The 20,619-nt window shown below is 52.8% G+C and carries 24 protein-coding genes and 1 pseudogene; 15 read left to right on the forward strand and 10 right to left on the reverse strand.

The features are described 5' to 3' along the window. The 7 genes and pseudogenes from ACLJPE_RS04080 to gstA form a co-directional block, all read left to right on the forward strand. A pseudogene (locus tag ACLJPE_RS04080) lies at positions 1-266 on the forward strand (electron transport complex subunit RsxC); the annotation flags it as partial. After that, positions 267-1,325 (forward strand): electron transport complex subunit RsxD, encoded by a 1,059-nt coding sequence (rsxD, locus tag ACLJPE_RS04085; RefSeq protein WP_000231891.1) that lies wholly within the window; start codon positions 267-269, stop codon positions 1,323-1,325. A 3-nt stretch (positions 1,326-1,328) separates the two neighbouring features. After that, a complete protein-coding gene (rsxG, locus tag ACLJPE_RS04090) occupies positions 1,329-1,949 on the forward strand; it encodes an electron transport complex subunit RsxG (RefSeq protein ID WP_000920822.1) in 621 nt (206 codons plus the stop codon). A gap of 2 nt (positions 1,950-1,951) precedes the next feature. Next, positions 1,952-2,644: an electron transport complex subunit E gene (locus ACLJPE_RS04095; protein WP_001289628.1), complete on the forward strand. Its 693-nt coding sequence runs from the start codon at positions 1,952-1,954 to the stop codon at positions 2,642-2,644. Further along, a complete protein-coding gene (gene nth / locus ACLJPE_RS04100) occupies positions 2,644-3,279 on the forward strand; it encodes an endonuclease III (RefSeq protein WP_001030318.1) in 636 nt (211 codons plus the stop codon). The genes ACLJPE_RS04095 and nth overlap by 1 nt, the downstream gene beginning before the upstream one ends. A 601-nt stretch (positions 3,280-3,880) precedes the next feature. Continuing rightward, complete coding sequence (gene dtpA / locus ACLJPE_RS04105) at positions 3,881-5,386, forward strand: dipeptide/tripeptide permease DtpA (protein ID WP_000100911.1); 1,506 nt, start codon at positions 3,881-3,883, stop codon at positions 5,384-5,386. Positions 5,387-5,490: 104 nt separating this feature from the next. After that, entirely contained in the window at positions 5,491-6,096 is a 606-nt protein-coding gene (gene gstA, locus ACLJPE_RS04110; protein WP_000765727.1) for a glutathione transferase GstA, read from the forward strand. Between the two features lie 58 nt (positions 6,097-6,154). On the opposite strand, the gene pdxY is transcribed toward gstA, so the two are convergent. From pdxY to anmK, 5 genes are all read right to left on the reverse strand, one after another. Next, positions 6,155-7,015, reverse strand: coding sequence for a pyridoxal kinase PdxY (gene pdxY / locus ACLJPE_RS04115; RefSeq protein ID WP_023232825.1), 861 nt, complete (start codon positions 7,013-7,015; stop codon positions 6,155-6,157). Between the two features lie 59 nt (positions 7,016-7,074). After that, complete coding sequence (tyrS, locus tag ACLJPE_RS04120; protein WP_023232826.1) at positions 7,075-8,349, reverse strand: tyrosine--tRNA ligase; 1,275 nt, start codon at positions 8,347-8,349, stop codon at positions 7,075-7,077. A 126-nt stretch (positions 8,350-8,475) separates the two neighbouring features. Continuing rightward, entirely contained in the window at positions 8,476-9,132 is a 657-nt protein-coding gene (gene pdxH, locus ACLJPE_RS04125; protein WP_001282334.1) for a pyridoxamine 5'-phosphate oxidase, read from the reverse strand. 58 nt (positions 9,133-9,190) lie between these two features. Further along, the gene (mliC, locus tag ACLJPE_RS04130; protein ID WP_023232827.1) at positions 9,191-9,520 is read right to left on the reverse strand and encodes a C-type lysozyme inhibitor; all 330 of its coding nucleotides are present in this window, start codon (positions 9,518-9,520) and stop codon (positions 9,191-9,193) included. An 87-nt stretch (positions 9,521-9,607) separates the two neighbouring features. After that, the gene (gene anmK, locus ACLJPE_RS04135) at positions 9,608-10,729 is read right to left on the reverse strand and encodes an anhydro-N-acetylmuramic acid kinase (RefSeq protein WP_023232828.1); all 1,122 of its coding nucleotides are present in this window, start codon (positions 10,727-10,729) and stop codon (positions 9,608-9,610) included. A gap of 272 nt (positions 10,730-11,001) precedes the next feature. On the opposite strand from anmK, the gene slyB reads away from it, so the two are divergent. Next, the gene (gene slyB, locus ACLJPE_RS04140) at positions 11,002-11,469 is read left to right on the forward strand and encodes an outer membrane lipoprotein SlyB (RefSeq protein ID WP_000597179.1); all 468 of its coding nucleotides are present in this window, start codon (positions 11,002-11,004) and stop codon (positions 11,467-11,469) included. A 47-nt stretch (positions 11,470-11,516) separates the two neighbouring features. On the opposite strand, the gene slyA is transcribed toward slyB, so the two are convergent. After that, positions 11,517-11,957 carry a transcriptional regulator SlyA gene (gene slyA / locus ACLJPE_RS04145; protein WP_000764551.1) on the reverse strand — a complete coding sequence of 147 codons (441 nt, stop codon included), beginning with the start codon at positions 11,955-11,957 and terminating at the stop codon, positions 11,517-11,519. Positions 11,958-12,151: 194 nt separating this feature from the next. Between slyA and ACLJPE_RS04150 the strand changes: the two genes are divergently transcribed. From ACLJPE_RS04150 to ACLJPE_RS04160, 3 genes are read left to right on the forward strand one after another with little or no spacing between them, the layout of a single operon-like run. Beyond that, positions 12,152-12,388 (forward strand): DUF1656 domain-containing protein, encoded by a 237-nt coding sequence (locus ACLJPE_RS04150; RefSeq protein ID WP_000649755.1) that lies wholly within the window; start codon positions 12,152-12,154, stop codon positions 12,386-12,388. Between the two features lie 2 nt (positions 12,389-12,390). Beyond that, positions 12,391-13,251: an HlyD family secretion protein gene (locus tag ACLJPE_RS04155; protein ID WP_023212224.1), complete on the forward strand. Its 861-nt coding sequence runs from the start codon at positions 12,391-12,393 to the stop codon at positions 13,249-13,251. Further along, positions 13,251-15,290, forward strand: a complete 2,040-nt coding sequence (locus ACLJPE_RS04160) for an FUSC family protein (protein WP_023212225.1) — start codon at positions 13,251-13,253, stop codon at positions 15,288-15,290. Before ACLJPE_RS04155 ends, ACLJPE_RS04160 begins: the two co-directional genes overlap by 1 nt. Here ACLJPE_RS04160 and sodC2 read toward each other — a convergent pair. The 3 genes from sodC2 to ACLJPE_RS04175 all read right to left on the reverse strand — a co-directional run bounded on the left by sodC2 (position 15,266) and on the right by ACLJPE_RS04175 (position 17,053). Further along, a complete protein-coding gene (gene sodC2, locus ACLJPE_RS04165) occupies positions 15,266-15,787 on the reverse strand; it encodes a superoxide dismutase [Cu-Zn] SodC2 (protein WP_000826820.1) in 522 nt (173 codons plus the stop codon). The genes ACLJPE_RS04160 and sodC2 overlap by 25 nt on opposite strands. A gap of 79 nt (positions 15,788-15,866) precedes the next feature. Beyond that, positions 15,867-16,763, reverse strand: coding sequence for an aldo/keto reductase family oxidoreductase (locus ACLJPE_RS04170; protein ID WP_020898737.1), 897 nt, complete (start codon positions 16,761-16,763; stop codon positions 15,867-15,869). Positions 16,764-16,813: 50 nt separating this feature from the next. Next, a complete protein-coding gene (locus tag ACLJPE_RS04175) occupies positions 16,814-17,053 on the reverse strand; it encodes a DUF1289 domain-containing protein (protein ID WP_001538148.1) in 240 nt (79 codons plus the stop codon). A 102-nt stretch (positions 17,054-17,155) separates the two neighbouring features. Here ACLJPE_RS04175 and ACLJPE_RS04180 point away from each other — a divergent pair, with 102 nt between their 5' ends. The 4 genes from ACLJPE_RS04180 (at position 17,156) to rnt (ending at position 20,135) form a co-directional block, all read left to right on the forward strand. Further along, positions 17,156-17,755, forward strand: a complete 600-nt coding sequence (locus tag ACLJPE_RS04180) for a TetR/AcrR family transcriptional regulator (protein WP_001041827.1) — start codon at positions 17,156-17,158, stop codon at positions 17,753-17,755. Between the two features lie 58 nt (positions 17,756-17,813). Beyond that, a complete protein-coding gene (locus ACLJPE_RS04185; RefSeq protein WP_000092927.1) occupies positions 17,814-18,911 on the forward strand; it encodes an alkene reductase in 1,098 nt (365 codons plus the stop codon). Between the two features lie 68 nt (positions 18,912-18,979). After that, on the forward strand, positions 18,980-19,387 hold the full coding sequence (gloA, locus tag ACLJPE_RS04190; protein WP_001237787.1) for a lactoylglutathione lyase: 408 nt from the start codon (positions 18,980-18,982) through the stop codon (positions 19,385-19,387). Between the two features lie 100 nt (positions 19,388-19,487). Beyond that, entirely contained in the window at positions 19,488-20,135 is a 648-nt protein-coding gene (rnt, locus tag ACLJPE_RS04195) for a ribonuclease T (RefSeq protein ID WP_001282270.1), read from the forward strand. Between the two features lie 77 nt (positions 20,136-20,212). Here the strand turns inward: rnt and grxD are convergent, their stop codons facing one another. Continuing rightward, positions 20,213-20,560 (reverse strand): monothiol glutaredoxin 4, encoded by a 348-nt coding sequence (gene grxD, locus ACLJPE_RS04200; protein WP_000108176.1) that lies wholly within the window; start codon positions 20,558-20,560, stop codon positions 20,213-20,215. Positions 20,561-20,619: the final 59 nt, after the last annotated feature.

The raw sequence follows: 20,619 nt of genomic DNA on the forward strand, positions 1-20,619 counted from the left end.
CTAAAGCCGCGGTGGAAGCGGCCATCGCCCGCGCCAAAGCCCGTAAGCAGGAGCAGCAGGCTGGAAGCGAACCTGCCGAACCGATCGATCCGCGTAAAGCCGCAGTGGAGGCGGCTATCGCCCGCGCCAAAGCCCGTAAACAGGAGCAGCAGACCGGAAGCGAACCTGTCGAACCGGCCGACCCGCGTAAAGCCGCGGTTGCTGCGGCGATCGCCCGCGTTCAGGCAAAAAAAGCAGCACAGCAGCAGGTTGTTAACGAGGACTAAATGGTATTCAGAATCGCAAGCTCGCCTTATACCCATAACCAGCGCCAGACATCGCGAATCATGTTGCTGGTATTAATCGCCGCTCTGCCGGGGATTGCCGCGCAGACGTGGTTTTTTGGTTGGGGAACGCTTTTCCAGATCGTTCTGGCTGCCATCACGGCGCTCGTCGCAGAAGCCATTGTCCTTAGACTGCGCAAACAATCGGTCGCCAGTCACCTGCAGGATTATTCCGCGTTATTGACGGGGCTTTTGCTGGCGGTCAGCATCCCTCCGCTCGCGCCCTGGTGGATGGTCGTGCTGGGAACCGGATTCGCCATTATTATCGCTAAACAGTTATATGGCGGGCTGGGACAAAACCCCTTTAATCCGGCAATGATCGGTTACGTGGTGCTCTTAATCTCCTTTCCGGTGCAAATGACAAGCTGGTTGCCGCCTTATGAAATAGCCGCAACAACGCCCGATATGCTGGACACGTTGCGGATGATTTTTACCGGGCATACCGCCAGCGGCGGCGATATGACACTGCTACGTATTGGTATTGACGGTATCAGCCAGGCGACGCCGCTGGATACGTTTAAAACGTCCTTGCGCGCCGGGCACTCCGTTGAGCAAATCATGCAGTACCCGATATACAGCGGCGCGCTGGCTGGCGTGGGCTGGCAGTGGGTTAACCTCGCCTGGCTTGTCGGCGGCGTATTCCTGCTGTGGCAAAAAGCTATCCGCTGGCATATCCCGGTCAGTTTTCTACTGACGCTGGCGCTATGCGCCGCGTTAGGTTGGCTTTTTTCGCCCGCTACGCTGGCCTCGCCGCAGCTTCATCTGCTGTCAGGCGCCACCATGCTGGGCGCATTTTTTATCTTGACGGATCCGGTTACCGCCTCCACGACCAACCGTGGACGTTTAATTTTCGGCGCGCTGGCTGGGGTATTAGTGTGGCTGATTCGTAGCTTCGGCGGCTATCCGGACGGCGTTGCTTTTGCTGTCCTGTTGGCGAATATCACGGTTCCTCTGATCGACTACTACACGCGTCCCCGCGTCTATGGACATCGCAAAGGATAAACCATGCTGAAAACGATTCGTAAACACGGTATTACGCTGGCGCTTTTTGCCGCAGGCTCTACGGGATTGACCGCGGTGATTAATCAGATGACAAAATCAACCATCCACGAACAAGCGCTGCAACAACAGCATGCTCTGTTCGATCAGGTATTGCCGCCAGATCGTTACAATAATAATCTGCAAGAGAGCTGTTATCTGGTCGATGCGCCCGCCCTCGGCAAAGGCACACACCGTGTTTTTATCGCTCGCAAGGATGATAAACCCGTAGCGGCCATCATTGAGGCCACTGCGCCAGATGGCTATTCCGGCGCTATCCAGCTTATTGTTGGCGCAGATTTCAACGGTACCGTCCTGGGGACGCGCGTGACGGAACATCATGAGACGCCAGGGTTAGGTGATAAAATTGAGCGCCGTTTGTCTGACTGGATTACCCACTTTAGCGGTAAAACCATCAGCGGTGAAAATGATACGCACTGGGCGGTGAAAAAAGATGGCGGTGATTTTGATCAATTTACCGGGGCGACAATAACGCCGCGCGCCGTGGTGAATGCGGTTAAACGCGCCGGGCTGTACGCCGAATCACTGCCCGCTCAGCTCCCCCATTTAACCGCCTGTGGAGAATAGCCATGAGCGAAATAAAAGACATTGTTGTTCAGGGGTTATGGAAAAATAACTCTGCTCTGGTGCAGCTACTTGGCCTGTGCCCTTTACTGGCGGTGACGTCTACGGCAACCAACGCTCTGGGGCTGGGTCTGGCCACAACGCTGGTATTAACGCTGACCAACCTTACGGTGTCCGCACTACGTCGCTGGACGCCGGCAGAAATCCGTATCCCGATTTACGTTATGATCATTGCCTCGGTGGTAAGCGCAGTACAGATGCTGATCAATGCGTATGCGTTCGGTTTATATCAGTCTTTAGGGATTTTTATTCCGCTGATTGTAACGAACTGCATTGTTGTCGGTCGCGCTGAAGCGTTTGCCGCGAAAAAAGGACCGTGGCTTTCCGCGTTGGACGGTTTTTCCATCGGCATGGGCGCGACAGGCGCGATGTTCGTGCTGGGTTCGCTGCGCGAGATCCTCGGGAATGGTACGCTTTTCGATGGCGCGGATAGCCTGCTGGGAGGCTGGGCAAAAGTATTACGGGTCGAGATATTTCACACCGACTCGCCTTTCCTGCTGGCGATGCTGCCGCCAGGCGCGTTTATCGGCCTGGGACTCATGCTGGCGGTAAAATATCTTATTGATGAAAAAATGAAGAAACGCCGCGCCGAAACCGCGCCTTCCGCTGTTCCGGCAGGTGAAACAGGGAAAGTCTGATGAACAAAGCAAAAAGGCTGGAAATTCTGACGCGCCTGCGCGACAACAATCCGCACCCCACAACGGAACTCAATTTCACGTCGCCGTTTGAGTTGCTGATTGCCGTGTTGCTTTCCGCGCAGGCAACCGACGTCAGCGTGAACAAGGCTACCGCCAAACTTTACCCGGTCGCCAATACGCCAGCCGCGATGCTGGAACTGGGCGTAGAAGGCGTGAAATCCTATATCAAAACCATCGGTTTATTTAACAGTAAAGCGGAAAACGTGATTAAGACCTGCCGTATTTTACTGGACAAGCATAATGGCGAAGTGCCGGAGGATCGGGCGGCGCTGGAAGCGCTTCCCGGCGTGGGGCGTAAAACCGCTAACGTGGTGCTAAATACCGCCTTCGGCTGGCCGACCATCGCCGTTGATACGCATATATTTCGTGTATGCAACCGAACACAGTTCGCGCCGGGTAAAAATGTCGAGCAGGTAGAAGAGAAGTTACTGAAAGTGGTGCCGAATGAGTTCAAAGTGGACTGCCATCACTGGTTAATTTTGCATGGCCGCTATACCTGTATCGCCCGAAAACCCCGCTGCGGCTCCTGCCTCATTGAAGACCTTTGCGAATACAAAGAAAAAGTCGATATTTGATATGCTCGGAGCGCGTCCGTCACGCCAGCGCGCTCCCACCTTCGGCCTGGATCTATTTTAGCCATCAATCATTCCAGTCTCTGTCCTTTTTCTGATGTAATGTGCTTTCGTTTTCCCTCCACGTCAGGTTAATCATTTTTTTAATCGCAAAAATTTCTATCTATCCGTGATCAGGATCACTTTGATAACTTCATGTGAAATTTAATGACATCTAAGGTTACATTTACAACCGGATAGACTGACGCCCCGTTTTCACTACAAAATATTACTCTGCCATTTTTTCAGATAATGGCCTATATCACTGCTTTTCACCTTAAATAGCAGAAGATATCGCCTTTCACCCAAACCAATGGCCTTTTTGCAGTGTAAAAATCTGCCATTCTTCAAATGAAGAAATTTAACGCTGGATAACATTTCTGACATCGGACGATTCAACCAGAAGAGTTATATGTAACAGATTATTACAAAGCTCTTGTCTGGAGAGGAAAGATAGTGAACATTACCTGCCGTTTCCCCTCCAATATAACAATCGGACGGATGAGTCTGACTCATCACGCGCCAGACAATCCCTGTTAATACGGGGCGTAAAAAAGAGGTAAAAGTGTCTACTGCAAACAAAAAACCAACTGAGAGCGTCAGTTTGAACGCTTTCAAACAACCGAAGGCGTTCTATCTCATCTTCTCGATAGAGTTATGGGAGCGTTTTGGTTATTACGGCCTGCAAGGCATTATGGCCGTCTACCTGGTAAAACAACTGGGTATGTCAGAAGCGGATTCCATCACCCTTTTCTCTTCCTTCAGTGCGCTGGTGTACGGCCTGGTCGCCATTGGCGGTTGGTTAGGTGATAAAATTCTGGGCACCAAACGCGTTATTATGCTGGGTGCCGTGGTGCTGGCTATCGGTTATGCGCTGGTCGCATGGTCTGGTCATGACGCTGGCATCGTCTATATGGGCATGGCGGCTATCGCTGTGGGTAACGGTCTGTTTAAAGCTAACCCGTCTTCCCTGCTGTCTACCTGTTACGCGAAGGACGACCCGCGTCTCGACGGCGCATTTACGATGTATTATATGTCCGTCAACATCGGCTCCTTCTTCTCTATGCTGGCGACGCCGTGGCTGGCGGCGCGTTATGGCTGGAGCACCGCGTTTGCGCTTAGCGTCGTCGGTATGCTGATAACCGTCGTTAACTTTGCTTTCTGCCAGCGCTGGGTGAAAAGCTACGGTTCCAAACCCGACTTTGAACCGATCAACTTCCGTAATCTGCTGCTGACAATCGTGGGTATTGTCGTTCTGATTGCGGTCGCCACCTGGCTGCTGCACAACCAGGATATCGCGCGTATGGTGCTGGGCGTAATCGCTCTTGGCATCGTCATTATCTTCGGTAAAGAAGCGTTTTCCATGCACGGCGCGGCTCGCCGTAAAATGATCGTCGCCTTTATTTTGATGCTGCAGGCGATTATCTTCTTCGTACTGTACAGCCAGATGCCGACGTCGCTGAACTTCTTTGCCATTCGTAACGTCGAGCACTCTATTCTCGGTATCGCGTTCGAACCGGAACAGTATCAGGCGCTGAACCCATTCTGGATCATTATCGGCAGCCCGATTCTGGCCGCTATCTATAACAGGATGGGCGATACGCTGCCGATGCCGATGAAATTCGCCATTGGTATGGTGCTGTGTTCCGGCGCGTTCCTGATTCTGCCGCTGGGCGCCAAATTTGCGAACGATGCCGGCATCGTATCCGTAAACTGGCTGATCGCGAGCTACGGCCTGCAAAGTATCGGTGAGCTGATGATCTCCGGTCTGGGACTGGCAATGGTCGCACAGTTGGTTCCGCAGCGTCTGATGGGTTTCATCATGGGTAGCTGGTTCCTGACAACGGCAGGCGCTAACATCATCGGCGGTTATGTCGCCAACCTGATGGCTGTGCCGAGCGACGTGACTGACCCGCTGATGTCCCTGGAAGTCTATGGTCGCGTATTTATGCAGATTGGCATAGCAACCGCCGTTATCGCCGTCCTGATGCTGCTGACAGCGCCTAAGCTGAACCGTATGACCCAGGACGATGATACCGCTGAAAAAGGCTCTAAAGCCGCTACAGTTTAATTTTCCGGGAAACAACATTCAGGCCGCTAACTGTGCGTTAGCGGCTTTTTTTTTGCTCGTCCCCGCACTACCATACTTTAAACCTCAGCAAAAAGGAGTTACCGATGAAACTGTTCTACAAACCGGGTGCCTGCTCTCTTGCTTCCCATATTACCCTGCGCGAAATTGGCAAAGACTTTACGCTTGATGGCGTCGATCTCGCAAAAAAACGCCTGGAAAACGGTGATGATTACCTGGCAGTCAACCCTAAAGGACAGGTTCCGGCTCTGCTGCTGGATGACGGCACACTGTTGACTGAAGGCGTCGCCATTATGCAGTACCTCGCCGACAGCGTTCCCGACCGCCAGCTTCTGGCGCCGGTAAGTAGTCTTGCTCGCTATCATACGCTGGAATGGCTCAACTATATTGCAACGGAACTGCATAAAGGCTTTACCCCGCTGTTCCGCCCTGACACGCCGGAAACACTTAAACCCGCCGTTCGCGCCGGTCTGGAAAAGAAATTGCAGTATGTGGATGAGTCGCTTTCAGACGACCAGTGGATTTGCGGCCAGCGTTTTACCATTGCAGACGCTTATCTGTTTACCGTATTGCGTTGGGCCTATGGCGTAAAACTGAATATGGACGGGTTAACGCATATTGAAAGTTATATGCAGCGTGTCGCAAAAAGACCGACCGTTGCGGCAGCGCTTAAAGCGGAAGGACTGAATTAATGTCATGTTGCCGGATAGCTCGCTGTAGCGCCATCCGGCCTCTTTTTAGCAGCAATAATTACAGCTGCGTTGCGCTGAAGTAATGTTCAGGGTTAGCGATCCTGTCCTGGGCCGCCACGACCTGCAGTTCGTACTCCTGCATCGTTTTGGTGGCGATCATAATCTCATAGACTGCCGCCGTAACGTGCTCCAGCGCCTGCTGCAACGTCGCGCCCTGCAAAAGTTTGACCAGCAATAAACCACTGGTGACATCGCCAACGCCAACCGGCTGACGTGAGCCGAAATCCACCAGCGGACGGCTAATATGCCAGGCTTCCTGCGCTGTCACCAGCAGCATTTCAAAGCGTTCTGAACTGTAACCGGCGCGGGCGAGATGTTTTACCAGTACAATTTCTGGCCCCTGAGCAATCAGTTCTCGCGCCGCCTGCACGGCGTCATTCACATTATTCACGCTATGTTTGCTGAGAATTTCCAGTTCAATCAGGTTAGGCGCGATAATATCGCTGGCGGGTAGCGCATAACGCACATGGAACTCTGCGACGCCAGGCGCCACGATACAGCCCTTTTCCGGATGCCCCATCACGGGATCGCAGAAATATTTTGCCTGCGGATTTGCCGCTTTAACCTGGCGCACAATACCGAGAATGTGTTCTCCCTGCTCGGCAGATCCCAGGTAACCGCTAAGTACGGCGTCGCAGTGCGCTAACTGGCCAATGTCCGCAATCCCCTGGACAATCTCAGTCAGATGGCTGGGCGGCATGACACAGCCGGTCCATTTACCATATTGCGTGTGGTTAGAAAACTGAACGGTATTCAGCGGCCAAACATTCGCGCCAAGACGGCGCATGGGAAATTCGGCGGCGCTGTTGCCCGCATGTCCGAAAACAACATGGGACTGGATAGCGAGGATATTCTTCATTTTTTTACCTGAACATCAAAAATAAGGGAGTGATTTCTCACTCCCTGTTACTTAATGCCTTATTTCCAGCAAATCAGACAATAGTTCTTTTTGCCGCGACGTAATAAGGTATAGCGGCCAAACAGACGGTCCTCATCGTTAAAGATGTATTCAGGATCGGATTGTTTTTCACCATTGATAGTGACAGCGTTGGAGGCGATAGTCTTACGCGCCTGACCACGTGACGGCTGGAGCTCGGCGTCTACCAGCGCCTGCATCAGGTCGGCGCCTTTTTCCATTTCAACCATCGGTACGCCGTCCTGCGCCAACTGCTCAAAGTCAGCTTCGCTCAGCGCGCTCAGTGAACCGCTGAACAGACATTCAGTGATCCGTTTCGCCGCGACCAGCCCTTCTTCACCATGAACCAGGCGCGTCACCTGCTCGGCCAGCACATACTGCGCGCGCGGCGCTTTCCCGCTGTTTTTATCTTCATCTTCCAGGGCATTGATCTCTTCAATGTCCATAAAAGTGAAGAATTTCAGGAAGCGATAAACATCGGCATCTGCGGTGTTAATCCAGAACTGGTAGAATTTGTACGGACTGGTTTTCTTCGGATCCAGCCAGACAGCGCCGCCTTCGGTTTTACCGAATTTCGTGCCGTCAGCTTTGGTGATCAGTGGAACGGTCAAACCAAATACCTGATTCTGGTGCAGGCGACGGGTCAGGTCGATACCGGAAGTGATGTTCCCCCACTGGTCAGAACCGCCAATCTGTAAGGCAACGCCGTGCAGTTTATTCAGACAAGCGAAGTCGTACCCCTGTAGCAGGTTATAAGAGAACTCCGTGAAAGAGATACCCTGATCGTCACGGTTCAGACGCTGCTTCACCGCTTCTTTGTTGATCATCTGATTAACGGAAAAATGTTTACCGATATCGCGCAGGAAAGTCAGCACATTCATGCTGCCGAACCAGTCATAGTTATTGGCCGCGATGGCGGAGTTTTCGCCGCAATCAAAGTCCAGGAATGGGGCAACCTGTTTACGAATTTTCGCCACCCACTCCTGAACGGTCTCTTCAGTGTTCAGTTTACGCTCGGCGGCTTTGAAGCTCGGGTCGCCAATCAGACCGGTCGCGCCGCCTACCAGCGCAACAGGTTTGTGCCCTGCCTGCTGGAAGCGTTTCAGGCATAACAATGGAACCAGATGCCCCAAATGCAAGCTGTCAGCGGTAGGATCGAAGCCGCAATAGAGCGCGATCGGGCCTTGCGCCAGTCGCTCTGCCAACGCGTCTTCGTCCGTCACCTGGGCTACCAGCCCCCGCTCTTGCAATTGTTTAATCAAGTTACTGCTTGCCATCAAAATCTCCATGTATAAAACGACTGCACCTTTGCCGGTACACGACTTTTCGCCAGACGCGAAAGAGACATAGCATAAAACGGCGGATTCATCCGCACCAGTGCTTAAAACAAGATTTTTGCATCTTTAGGGCGCAAGACGGTCGATTTTCCATGCGCCGTCGTCGCGTTGGTATAAAAAGCGATCGTGCAGACGATGTTCGCCGCCCTGCCAGAACTCCATCTGTTCGATACTCACGCGAAAACCGCCCCAGAAGCTGGGTAGCGGCACTTCGCCCTGTTGAAACTTCTGCTTAAGCTCCAGGAATTTGCTTTCGAGGATACCGCGCGCGGAAATGCGGCTGGATTGTTTAGAGACCCATGCGCCAATCTGGCTGTCGCGCGGACGGCTGTGGAAATACCTCACCACCTCAAGTGTGGAGAGACGCTCGGCTTTGCCTGTCACCATCACCTGGCGTTCAAGCATATGCCAGGGAAATAACAGGCTGATACGCGGATTGTGCTCAATCTGATGCGCCTTGCGGCTTCCCAGGTTGGTATAAAAGACCAGGCCTTTTTCATCATAATGCTTGAGCAATACAATACGCTGGTACGGTTGCCCCTTGTCATCTACGGTCGCCACGACCATTGCCGTCGGATCGGCCAGTCTGGCGTCGCACGCTTGCCCAAGCCAGCGCTCGAATAAGGTTAACGGTTCAGCGGGTAAATCGCGGCGACGCAAGCCGCCTTTCGTGTATTCACGGCGCAGATGCGCGATCTGCTGCAATTGGTCGTTATCAGACATGGCGTTGATCAGAAATAAACAGTGGGTGGCGCTATTGTGCGCCCCCATACTGAAAATCTCAACGCTTCGGATTTTGTAACTGACAGTTATTAAGCACAATTCTGTCTCGTTTATAGACCGTGGCGCTCTCGCCTTGCGACCAGAAAACATAAATCCCGTCGGTATAACGCGCGCCCGAGGCCGAGATTCCTTGCTTCAGGGTCAGCAGCTTATTGTCATAAACAAAACTGACCTCTTCACGCAGGTTATTGACTTTAACGGTAAGCGGCTTCTCATCACACTGGTATTCCAGCATATCCGTTTGCATACGTTCAACAAATTGTTGATAAACGCTACAGCCGGTCAGCAGCACAGGTAAACACATTATTGCGATCTTTTTCATAGGCATATCCCGAAAGCTCTCCTGCTTCTGGAAGGGCAAACGCCCCTTCCTGACCTTGCTAGTTTACCGATATAGGGTCCGGGAAAAATTCAGTTAACTCTGAGTTATTGGGTTAGCCGGGTAAATAGCGCCTAAAACAGTGGCTTCTGTAGCCCCCGTCACGGAAGGTAAATTTCCCGGCAGGCCCGCGAGCGTTCGCCAGGCAAGCCAGGCAAAGGCCAGCGCTTCCATATCATCGCCGTTGATCCCCGCCTTATCGGTGGTCGAAACCTCGATACCGGGCAACAGCGCCGCCAGACGGGCCATCACTAACGGATTCCGGCTTCCGCCGCCACAGACCATCAGCCGCTCGCAGCCGCCATTGAGCAGCACCTGTTGGGCGATGGAGACCGCCGTCAGCTCCGCCAGCGTGGCCTGTACATCGCGCGCGTCTGCGCCAGGGAAAGCCGTAAGATGACGCTCTAACCAGCCATAGTTGAAATATTCGCGTCCTGTACTTTTGGGCGCCGACGCAGCAAAGTACGGATCGCGCAACATCTTTTGCAGCAATGGAAGAATAACCTGACCTTCTTTCGCCCATGCCGCATCTTTGTCGTAGGGCTGCGCGCATTGTCGCCAAATCCACGCATCCATCAACATATTACCCGGCCCCGTGTCGTACCCGCGCACCGCCTGTCCGGGGAAAAGCAGAGATAAATTGGCGATGCCGCCGATATTCAGGACCATACGTTTTTCCGTCGGATGTCCCAACAGCGCGTGATGGAAAGCGGGCACCAGCGGCGCGCCTTGTCCGCCCAGCGCAATATCCCGCCGCCGAAAATCGCCGACCACTGTAATCCCCGTATGGGCGACGATGTGATTATTATCGCCAATTTGCAACGTATGCGAGGCCTCGCCGGTCGGCTCATGCCAGACCGTTTGCCCATGACAACCAATGGCGACGATATCCCGCGGCTGCAAACGTTGTTGCGCTAACAGCGCATTAACCGCCTGTGCAAAAAGCCGGCCTAACTGGGTATCCAGCTGGCCGAGTTGCGAGAGCGTAAGCGGCTGTCCCTGGCAAATATCGAGAATGCCTTTTTTCAGATGAACGGGAATGGGCCAGGTGAGACTTGCCTGTTGCGCTACCATTGTTTCATCAATTGCCGCCAGTACAACATCCACGCCATCAAGGCTGGTCCCGGACATAACGCCAATAAAACGGCCCGATTTCATACCTCTTCCTTATTAAGCTGGGTTAAGCCTTAACACTCGGCATAACGTATTTTGCAATGCGATGCCCGCGTCACGTTTTTTGCCGTGCCGTCCACGGATATCAATGACCTATCTTTTCTTGCTTCCCACTTCGTTTAAGAGTAGTTAATTAACTTCTGATTATGATTTTTACATTCTTTTGGCAGAAGATATGACCTTAACTGCATAAATGCCATATAATTTAGCTATAGGGATGCTGAAATAGCGTTTCGTGAAGAACAGGAGATGGGTAAATGATTAAACGTGTACTGGCCGTTTCACTGATGGGGTTATCCTTAGCGGGGTGTGTTAACAATGATAGCCTTTCGGGTGATGTTTATACCGCATCCGAGGCTAAACAAGTTCAGAATGTAACGTACGGTACTATCGTTAACGTTCGTCCGGTTCAAATTCAGGGCGGTGATGATTCTAACGTGATTGGCGCTATCGGCGGCGCGGTGTTGGGCGGATTCCTCGGCAACACTATCGGCGGCGGTACGGGTCGTTCGCTGGCGACCGCGGCAGGCGCGGTGGCTGGTGGCGTAGCGGGTCAGGGCGTCCAGAGCGCAATGAATAAAACCCAGGGTGTGGAACTGGAAATTCGTAAAGACGATGGCAACACCATTATGGTTGTGCAGAAACAAGGAAATACGCGTTTCTCGGCAGGTCAGCGTGTCGTGCTGGCCAGCAATGGCAGCCAGGTTACTGTCTCTCCACGCTAAACCAGGCTTTACGTGTGGTCACATGGCCACACGTATGCCCCTGCACCTCAATCGTGAGAGTGCAATTCCATAATGTTGTGTTCAAGTTTGGCGATAAGTTTAATCAGAAGCTCAATCTCCTCTGAAGAAATCCCAGCCAAAATTTCACCGCGCGTTTTATGAATGACCGCTTCCATCTCAGCGATCAGCGGCTCCGCTTTTTCGGTCAGTTTAATGCGCTTAGCGCGACGATCGCTGGCGCAGGTTTGCCGCGAAATTAGCCCCTTATCTTCAAGTTGATCCAACGTGCGTACCAGCGATGGCTGCTCAATGCCTATCGCTTTAGCCAATTGAATCTGCGACTGGTCAGGCGGCAATTGATGAATATTGTGCAACGTGACCCAATGTGTCTGCGTCAATTCCAGAGGCTTGAGGCGATGGTCAATCAGAGCACGCCAAATGCGCACCAACCGTGCCAGATCAGAACCTAGTGGCGATTCCAATTTCATCTCCTTATAATTAGCTTGCTAAGTTATTATGCTGATTTTAGAATAGTGTGCAGTATTTGTATTCTCAAAACAAATGTATTGCTAAATTTGCTTACCAATAGACATTTTTTCAGACATAGTGCGCACCTGGCACCTGTAGCTTCGGTTCTGGCTAAAACCAAAGCATCGATGTCTGACGCAAAGGAACATTGCTTGTGAAGTGTATACTCAACGCCACAGGATTGCCCTTACAAGATCTCATGTTGGGAGCATCTGTTTACTTTCCGCCATTCTTTAAAGCCTTTGCGCTTGGGTTCGTTATCTGGTTGTTTATTCACCGACTCCTGCGTGACCGGATATACTCTGATGAAATCTGGCATCCCCTGTTAATGGATCTCTCCCTCTTTACGCTTTGCGTATGTCTGGGCCTCGTTTTACTGATCGCGTGGTAAATATGTCGTTAAAAACAATAAAATATTTTTCTACTCTCATTGTCGCCGTCGTCGCCGTTCTGGCCGCGTGGTGGTTATGGAATTACTATATGCAGTCACCGTGGACGCGCGATGGTAAAATCCGCGCGGAACAGGTCAGCGTAACGCCGCAGGTTTCTGGCAGCATTACCCAACTCAATATCAAAGATAATCAGTTCGTCAACGCCGGGGACGTTCTCTTTGTCATTGATAAAACGCCCTTCCATATTGCAGAACTTAACGCGCAGGCGCAGTTGGCCAAAGCGCAGTCCGATCTGGCAAAAGCGAATAATGAAGCCGATCGACGTCGACATTTATCGCGTAACTACATCTCTGCTGAAGATCTGGATAGCGCCAATCTGAATGTTAAAGCGATGCAGGCCAACGTAGATGTCGCACTGGCAACGTTAAAACAGGCGCAGTGGCAGCTTAGCCAGACAGAAGTAAAAGCGCCGGTATCCGGCTGGGTGACCAACCTTTCCACGCGTACCGGTGATTATGCCAGTACCGGTAAGCCGCTTTTCGCCCTGGTAGATAGCCATTCATTTTATGTAATGGGATATTTCGAAGAAACCAAACTACGCCATATCCGCGAAGGTGAGCCTGCATTAATAACACTGTATAGTGGCAATATTAAGTTACAGGGTCACGTTGGCAGTATCGGGCGCGCTATTTACGACCAAAGCGTGGAAAGCGACTCCGGTTTAGTGCCCGATATCAAACCCAACGTACCGTGGGTACGTCTGGCGCAACGCGTACCGGTACGTATCGAATTTGACGCTTTGCCGCAGGATATCACGCTCGTCTCCGGCACTACCTGCAGCGTAGCCATTGGACCGCGGTAATGAAACTCTCCCTGCCGGCCCTGCGAAATACGCCCTGGTTTAAAGCGACCTCCGGCCAGTGGCGTTACGCGTTGCGCAATACCATTGCTATGTGTCTCGCGCTGACATTCGCTTATTATCTCAATCTGGATGAGCCCTACTGGGCGATGACTTCGGCCGCAGTGGTGAGCTTTCCGACCGTAGGCGGCGTAATCAGTAAAAGTCTGGGGCGTATTGCCGGGAGTTTACTCGGCGCGACCGCCGCGTTAATTATTGCCGGCCATACGCTGAATGAACCCTGGTTGTTCTTATTTAGCATGGCCGCCTGGATCGGTTTTTGTACCTGGGCCTGCGCGCATTTTACCAATAATGCCGCTTATGCTTTCCAGTTGTCCGGCTACACGGCGGCAATCATCGCGTTCCCGATGGTTAATATTGTAGAAATCACGCAGTTGTGGGATGTCGCCCAGGCACGTGTATGTGAAGTTATCGTCGGCATCCTCTGTGGCGGCATGATGATGATGATCCTGCCCAGCACATCGGATGGCACAGCCCTGCTCACCGCGTTGAAAAACATGCATGCGCGCTTGCTGGAACATGCCAGTCTACTTTGGCAGCCGGAGACTACCGACGCCATCCGCTCCGCGCATGAGGGGGTCATTGGGCAAATCCTGACCATGAACCTGCTGCGTATTCAGGCCTTCTGGAGTCACTACCGTTTTCGCCGCCAGAATGCATTGCTAAATGCATTGTTACACCAGCAATTACGGCTAACCAGCGTGATCTCCAGTCTGCGTAGAATGCTTTTAAACTGGCCGACGCCGCCGGAAAACAGCCGCGAAGTTATTGAACAACTCTTAGCTGCGCTGGCGAAACCGCGCGCGGACAGCTACACCGTGGCGCGGATTATTGCCCCGCTACGCCCGCAGGATGAACAGGATTATCGTCACCTCGCGTTCTGGCAGCGATTACGCTATTTTTGCCAGCTATATCTGCGCAGCAGCCGTCAGTTATATCTGATCGAAAGCGGCGCGCCGGTGGATCAAATCCATATCCGCCGCACTCCCGGCCTTGCGCGGCATACGGATAACGCAGAGGCCATCTGGAGCGGCGTGCGTACCTTTTGCACGCTCACGGTGATTGGCGCCTGGAGTATTGGCGCGCAATGGGAATCAGGACCCGGCGCATTAACCCTGGCGGCGATCAGTTGCGTCCTCTACTCCATCGTCGCCACGCCGTTTAAGTCGCTTTCCTTATTGATGCGTACTTTAGTGCTGCTGTCCTTATTCAGCTTCGTGGTGAAATTTGGCCTGATGGTGCAAATCACCGATCTGTGGCAATTCTTGCTTTTCCTTTTTCCGCTGTTCGTCACGATGCAACTGCTTAAACTGCAGATGCCTAAGCTGGCGGGACTGTGGGGGCAGCTTATCGTTTTTATGGGCTCATTCATCGCCGTGACCAATCCGCCGGTGTACGACTTCGCCGACTTCCTTAACGATAATACCGCCAAGATCGTCGGCGTCGCGATTTCCTGGCTGGCGTTTGCGATTTTGCGCCCCGGTTCCGATGCCGTAAAAAGTCGCCGCCATATCCGCGCGCTACGCCGGGATTTCGTCGATCAGCTTAGCCGTCATCCTTCCCATAGCGAAAGCGAGTTTGAATCGCTGACCTATCATCACGTCAGTCAGCTCAGCAATAGCCAGGATGCGCTGGCGCGCCGGTGGTTATTACGTTGGGGAGTGGTACTGCTGAACTGCTCGCATGTGGTGTGGCAGCTGCGCGCCTGGGAGTCGCGTTCCGATCCGCTTTCCCGGGTGCGGGATATTTGTATATCCCTGCTGCGTGATGTGATGAGCGAGCGCGGCGTGCAGCAACGCCCGCTTGCCGTCACGCTACAGGAATTACAGCGTATCTGCGACACGCTCGCACATCATCATCAACCCGCCGCGCATGAGCTGGCGGCGATTATCTGGCGTTTACACTGTTCGCTGTCGCAGCTGGAACAGGCTCCAGCGCAGGGAACACTGTCTCCGGGTTATTTAATGACGCCGCAGGCGTAACGCATTCCGCCGCCGCCGAGCGGTTTCGGCTGATCGGACATGTTATCGCCGCCCACATGGATCATGAGCGCTTTATCTTTCACTTCATCAAGAGACTTCAGACGCGGCGCAGTAACCGGTTCGGTGGCGATACCATCATTATTAACGACTAACACCGGGAGGTCGCCCAGATGCCCCTGGCCTTCCGGTCCTTCATGCTTGCCGGTATTTTGTGGGTCCAGATGACCACCAGCGGCCTCTGCGGCAACTGCTTTGCCGTCTTTAATCGCGGGCTGGCAGCTACCGTTGGCATGAATGTGAAAACCATGCTCGCCCGGCGGTAACGCTTTAAGGTGTGGGGTAAATTTTAAGCCGCCTTCGGTTTCATCGATGACGACGGTGCCGATAGACTGTCCTACGCCTTGCGCCGTCACCAGGTTCATCTCTACTTTCTCGCTGGCGGCCTGCGCACCCGCACAGGCCAGCAGCGTCACCATCGCTAAACTTAATCGCTTCATAAAACCTCCGTTACATGTGGTCGTCTGTTAAGTGTAAACCACTGGCGAAAACATGAACGGAAAGTCAACGAGTTGGCGATTACGGCACGTCATAACCCAGTGCCGCCTTGCGGATTCGGAACCACTGTTGACGCGACAATGACAGCGTTTCCGCTTCTAGTGCGGCGCGTACGCGTTCGATTTTACCCGAGCCAATAATCGGCAGCGGCTGCGACGGCAAACGTAAAATCCAGGCATAGACCACCTGTTCAATAGAACTGGCGTTGAGTTCTTGCGCGATAACGGAAAGTTCCTGGCGCAACGGCTGATAAGCCTCATCATTAAACAGCCGACCGCCGCCAAGACATGACCAGGCCATCGGACGAATACGCAGTTGCTGTAATTGATCTAATGTGCCGTCCAGCAACAAAGGCTGATGAACCGGCGAGATCTCCACCTGATTGGTCGCCAGGGTGAACGGCAGGCGCGATTGCAGCAACGTAAATTGCGCTGGCGTAAAATTAGAAACGCCAAAATGGCGCACTTTGCCGCTTTGATGTAGATGTTGAAACGCCTCGGCGACGTCATCCGCATCCATTAACGGATCGGGACGGTGAATTAACAACATATCCAGATAATCTGTCGCCAGATTTTTTAATGACTGTTCGGCGCTCAGAATAATATGGCGGCGATCGGTAATATAATGACCGAGCCTATTTTCCGCTCTGGCGGTGGTCGCAATACCGCATTTGGTAACGATTTGCAGTTTTTCCCGCAAATGCGGCACCAGCGTTAGCGCCTCGCCAAACGCCGCTTCGCACTGATAACCGCCATAAATGTCCGCATGGTCAACGGTAGTGACGCCCAAATCCAGATGTTCTTCGATAAAACTCACTAACTGACGCGCGGACATATTCCAGTCCATCAAACGCCAATAACCCATGACAAAACGCGAAAACTCCGGGCCTTGTGGAGCGATGGTGACACGCTGAACCATAACAGATTCCTCATAGAGAATAATGAGGTTGAGTATACGCAATTCTGCGTTTAAAAGAGTGAAGGTTGTTGAGGATCTTCCGATGGGAGAGGCTTATTTGCGCGTATTTTACGCAAGAAACGCTGGCGACAAAGCCGCAGTACATTTTGTTTCTCGGCATCGCTCATTTTTTGCCAGTTAAACCGTTCGTCGCGGCTGCGCATACATCCCCGACAAAAGCCACGCTCATCAGACTGGCAGATACCGCGACATGGGCTTGCTACAGGAAAAAACTCCAACTGCTCGGCCACATCCCCTCCTCAACGTTTGGCGCTTATGACTATTGAAGACGCTAACTGACATTATGGCAACTCTGCTTGCAGTAGACCGACTGGTCTACTATACTGCCTGTCATGAATAAGCAAACCGAACACGATACCCGCGAACATCTGCTGGCCACCGGCGAGCAGCTTTGTATGCAACGGGGTTTTACCGGCATGGGGCTTAGCGAGTTGCTCAAAACCGCCCAGGTGCCTAAAGGGTCGTTTTATCACTACTTTCGCTCGAAAGAAGCCTTCGGCGTCGCCATGCTTGAACGACATTACGCCTGCTATCATCAGCGTCTTACGGCGCACTTCACCTCCGGTCCCGGTAATCATCGCGATCGTCTTCTCGCCTGGTATCAGGAAACGTTAAAGCAGTTTTGCCAGCAAGGCACCATCAGCGGTTGCCTGACGGTGAAACTGTCAGCGGAAGTCTGCGATCTGTCGGAGGATATGCGCTCTACGATGGATAAAGGGGCGCAGGAGATCATGGCACTGCTTGCACGCGCGCTGGAAGATGGCCGTAATAGCCACTGTTTACATTTCACCGGCCAGCCGTTGCCACAGGCGCAGGTACTTTATGCCCTGTGGCTGGGCGCCAATTTGCAGGCCAAAATATCCCGTAGCGCCGCGCCGCTGGAAAATGCGTTGGCGCATGTTAAGACCATCATTGCAACGCCTGAGCAGTAACAGGCGTTTTTATTTCCTTTATTACAAGACGACCGGTCTACTTATATCAGGAGCCACTATGTCATCAGCAAAATTGTTTACCCCCCTCAAGGTGGGTGCCATCACGGCGACAAATCGCGTATTTATGGCGCCTTTGACGCGTTTGCGGAGTATTGAACCGGGCGACATTCCTACGCCGTTAATGGCGGAATATTACCGTCAACGCGCCAGCGCCGGATTGATCATCAGCGAAGCCACACAAATCTCCGCACAGGCGAAAGGCTATGCCGGCGCACCGGGATTACACAGCGATGAGCAGATCGCCGCCTGGAAAAAAATCACTCAGGGAGTCCATGCCCAGGGCGGCCATATGGCGGTGCAACTGTGGCATACGGGCCGTATTTCACACGCCAGCCTGCAACCAGGCGGACAAGCGCCCGTCGCGCCATCCGCTATCAATGCGGGAACCCGCACCTCTTTGCGTGATGAAAACGGCCAGGCCATCCGCGTAGAGACTTCCACGCCGCGCGCGCTGGATACTCACGAGATTCCAGGGATCGTCAACGATTTCCGCCAGGCTATCGCCAATGCCCGAGAGGCAGGCTTCGATCTGGTGGAGCTGCACTCCGCGCACGGTTATCTGCTGCACCAGTTCCTCTCACCGTCTTCTAATCACCGTACCGATCAGTACGGCGGCAGCGTAGAGAATCGCGCCCGTCTGGTGCTGGAAGTGGTTGATGCCGGCATTAAGGAATGGGGCGCGGACCGTATCGGCATCCGCCTTTCTCCTGTCGGCACTTTCCAGAATGTCGATAACGGCCCGAATGAAGAGGCTGACGCCCTTTATCTGATTGAAGCGTTAGGCAAACGCGGCATTGCTTATCTGCATATGTCTGAACCAGACTGGGCGGGCGGCGAACCGTACAGCGACGCGTTCCGTGAAAAAGTGCGCGCACGTTTCCACGGTCCCATCATCGGCGCTGGCGCCTATACGCCAGAAAAAGCGGAAGATCTGATCGAAAAAGGGCTGATTGACGCCGTGGCGTTTGGTCGCGATTACATCGCTAACCCGGATCTGGTAGCGCGTCTGCAATGTAAAGCGAAACTCAATCCACAGCGTCCCGAAAGTTTTTATGGCGGCGGCGCGGAAGGCTACACTGACTACCCTACTCTGTAATTTCATTGATAGCGGCCTCACATCGCCGCTATACTTTGAATATCTTGACTATTTTAAGGACAACGAAAATGCGTTTATTGCATACTATGCTGCGCGTCGGCGATTTGCAGCGTTCCATCGCTTTTTACACTAACGTTCTGGGCATGAAATTGCTGCGTACCAGTGAGAATCCGGAATACAAATACTCGCTGGCCTTTGTGGGATATGGTCCGGAAACGGAAGAAGCGGTCATCGAACTAACCTATAACTGGGGCGTTGAGAGCTACGACATGGGTAATGCGTACGGGCATATCGCGCTGAGCGTTGACAATGCTGCTGAAGCCTGTGAACGCATTCGTCAGAACGGCGGCAACGTGACCCGTGAAGCGGGGCCGGTAAAAGGCGGTTCGACCATCATCGCCTTCGTTGAAGATCCGGATGGCTATAAAATCGAATTGATTGAAGCTAAAGACGCAGGCCGCGGTCTGGGTAACTGATCCCACGCCGGGCGCAGGTCACTGCGCCCGTTGTTTTACTGCATCCCGGCGTAAAATTTGCCATAATACGCGCTGCATTTTTTCGTATTAAGAGACTCAGATGTCCGATAACGCTCAACTTTCCGGTCTGTGCGACCGTTTTCGTGGTTTTTATCCTGTCGTCATCGACGTTGAAACTGCAGGATTTAACGCTAAAACCGATGCGCTGCTCGAAATCGCCGCCATCACGCTGAAAATGGATGAACAAGGCTGGCTGATGCCGGACATGACGCTGCATTTCCATGTGGAGCCATTCGCTGGAGCCAACTTACAGCCGGAAGCGCTCGCGTTTAACGGTATCGATCCCTCTAACCCGCTACGCGGCGCGGTGAGTGAATATGAGGCGCTACACGCTATTTTCAAAATGGTGCGTAAAGGTATCAAAGAAAGCGGTTGTAGCCGCGCCATTATGGTCGCGCATAACGCCACTTTTGATCACAGTTTTATGATGGCCGCCGCAGAGCGCGCCTCGCTGAAACGTAACCCGTTTCATCCGTTCGTCACCTTTGATACTGCGGCATTGAGCGGACTGGCGCTGGGACAAACGGTGTTATCAAAAGCGTGCCTGGCGGCAGGTATGGAGTTTGACGGCGAAAAGGCCCATTCCGCTTTGTATGATACCGAGCGGACAGCGGTGCTGTTTTGTGAAATCGTCAATCGCTGGAAGCGCCTGGGCGGCTGGCCGTTACCTTTGCCGACGGACAAATAACGTGGCTAACGACGCCGCTTTTGCTCACGATGGCAGTAAAAAAGCGACCTTTACAGGTCGCTTTCTCCTTTCACAGATTACTCTGCGTCCGGCTCCTGAGTTTTATATTTTGCCGCAGTTTCTTTAATAAGCTGCTGCAACTCACCACGCTGATACATTTCAATCACAATATCACACCCGCCGACCAGCTCGCCGTCCACCCACAGTTGTGGGAATGTCGGCCAGTTGGCGTATTTCGGTAATTCAGCGCGAATATCCGGGTTTTGCAGGATATCAACATAGGCAAAACGTTCCCCGCAGGCTGAAAGCGCCTGAACGGCCTGCGCAGAGAAACCACAGCTTGGCAGTTTCGGTGAACCTTTCATATACAGGAGAATCGGGTTTTCAGCGATCTGGCGCTGAATTTTTTCGATAGTGGTGCTCATTGTCTCGCTTCCTTAAACTACTTTTACGACTGAAGCCTGTCATTGTAACGGGTCAGGCT

Origin of the sequence: Salmonella sp. SAL04196 (genome assembly GCF_046550835.1) — a bacterium.
GTDB lineage: Bacteria > Pseudomonadota > Gammaproteobacteria > Enterobacterales > Enterobacteriaceae > Salmonella > Salmonella enterica.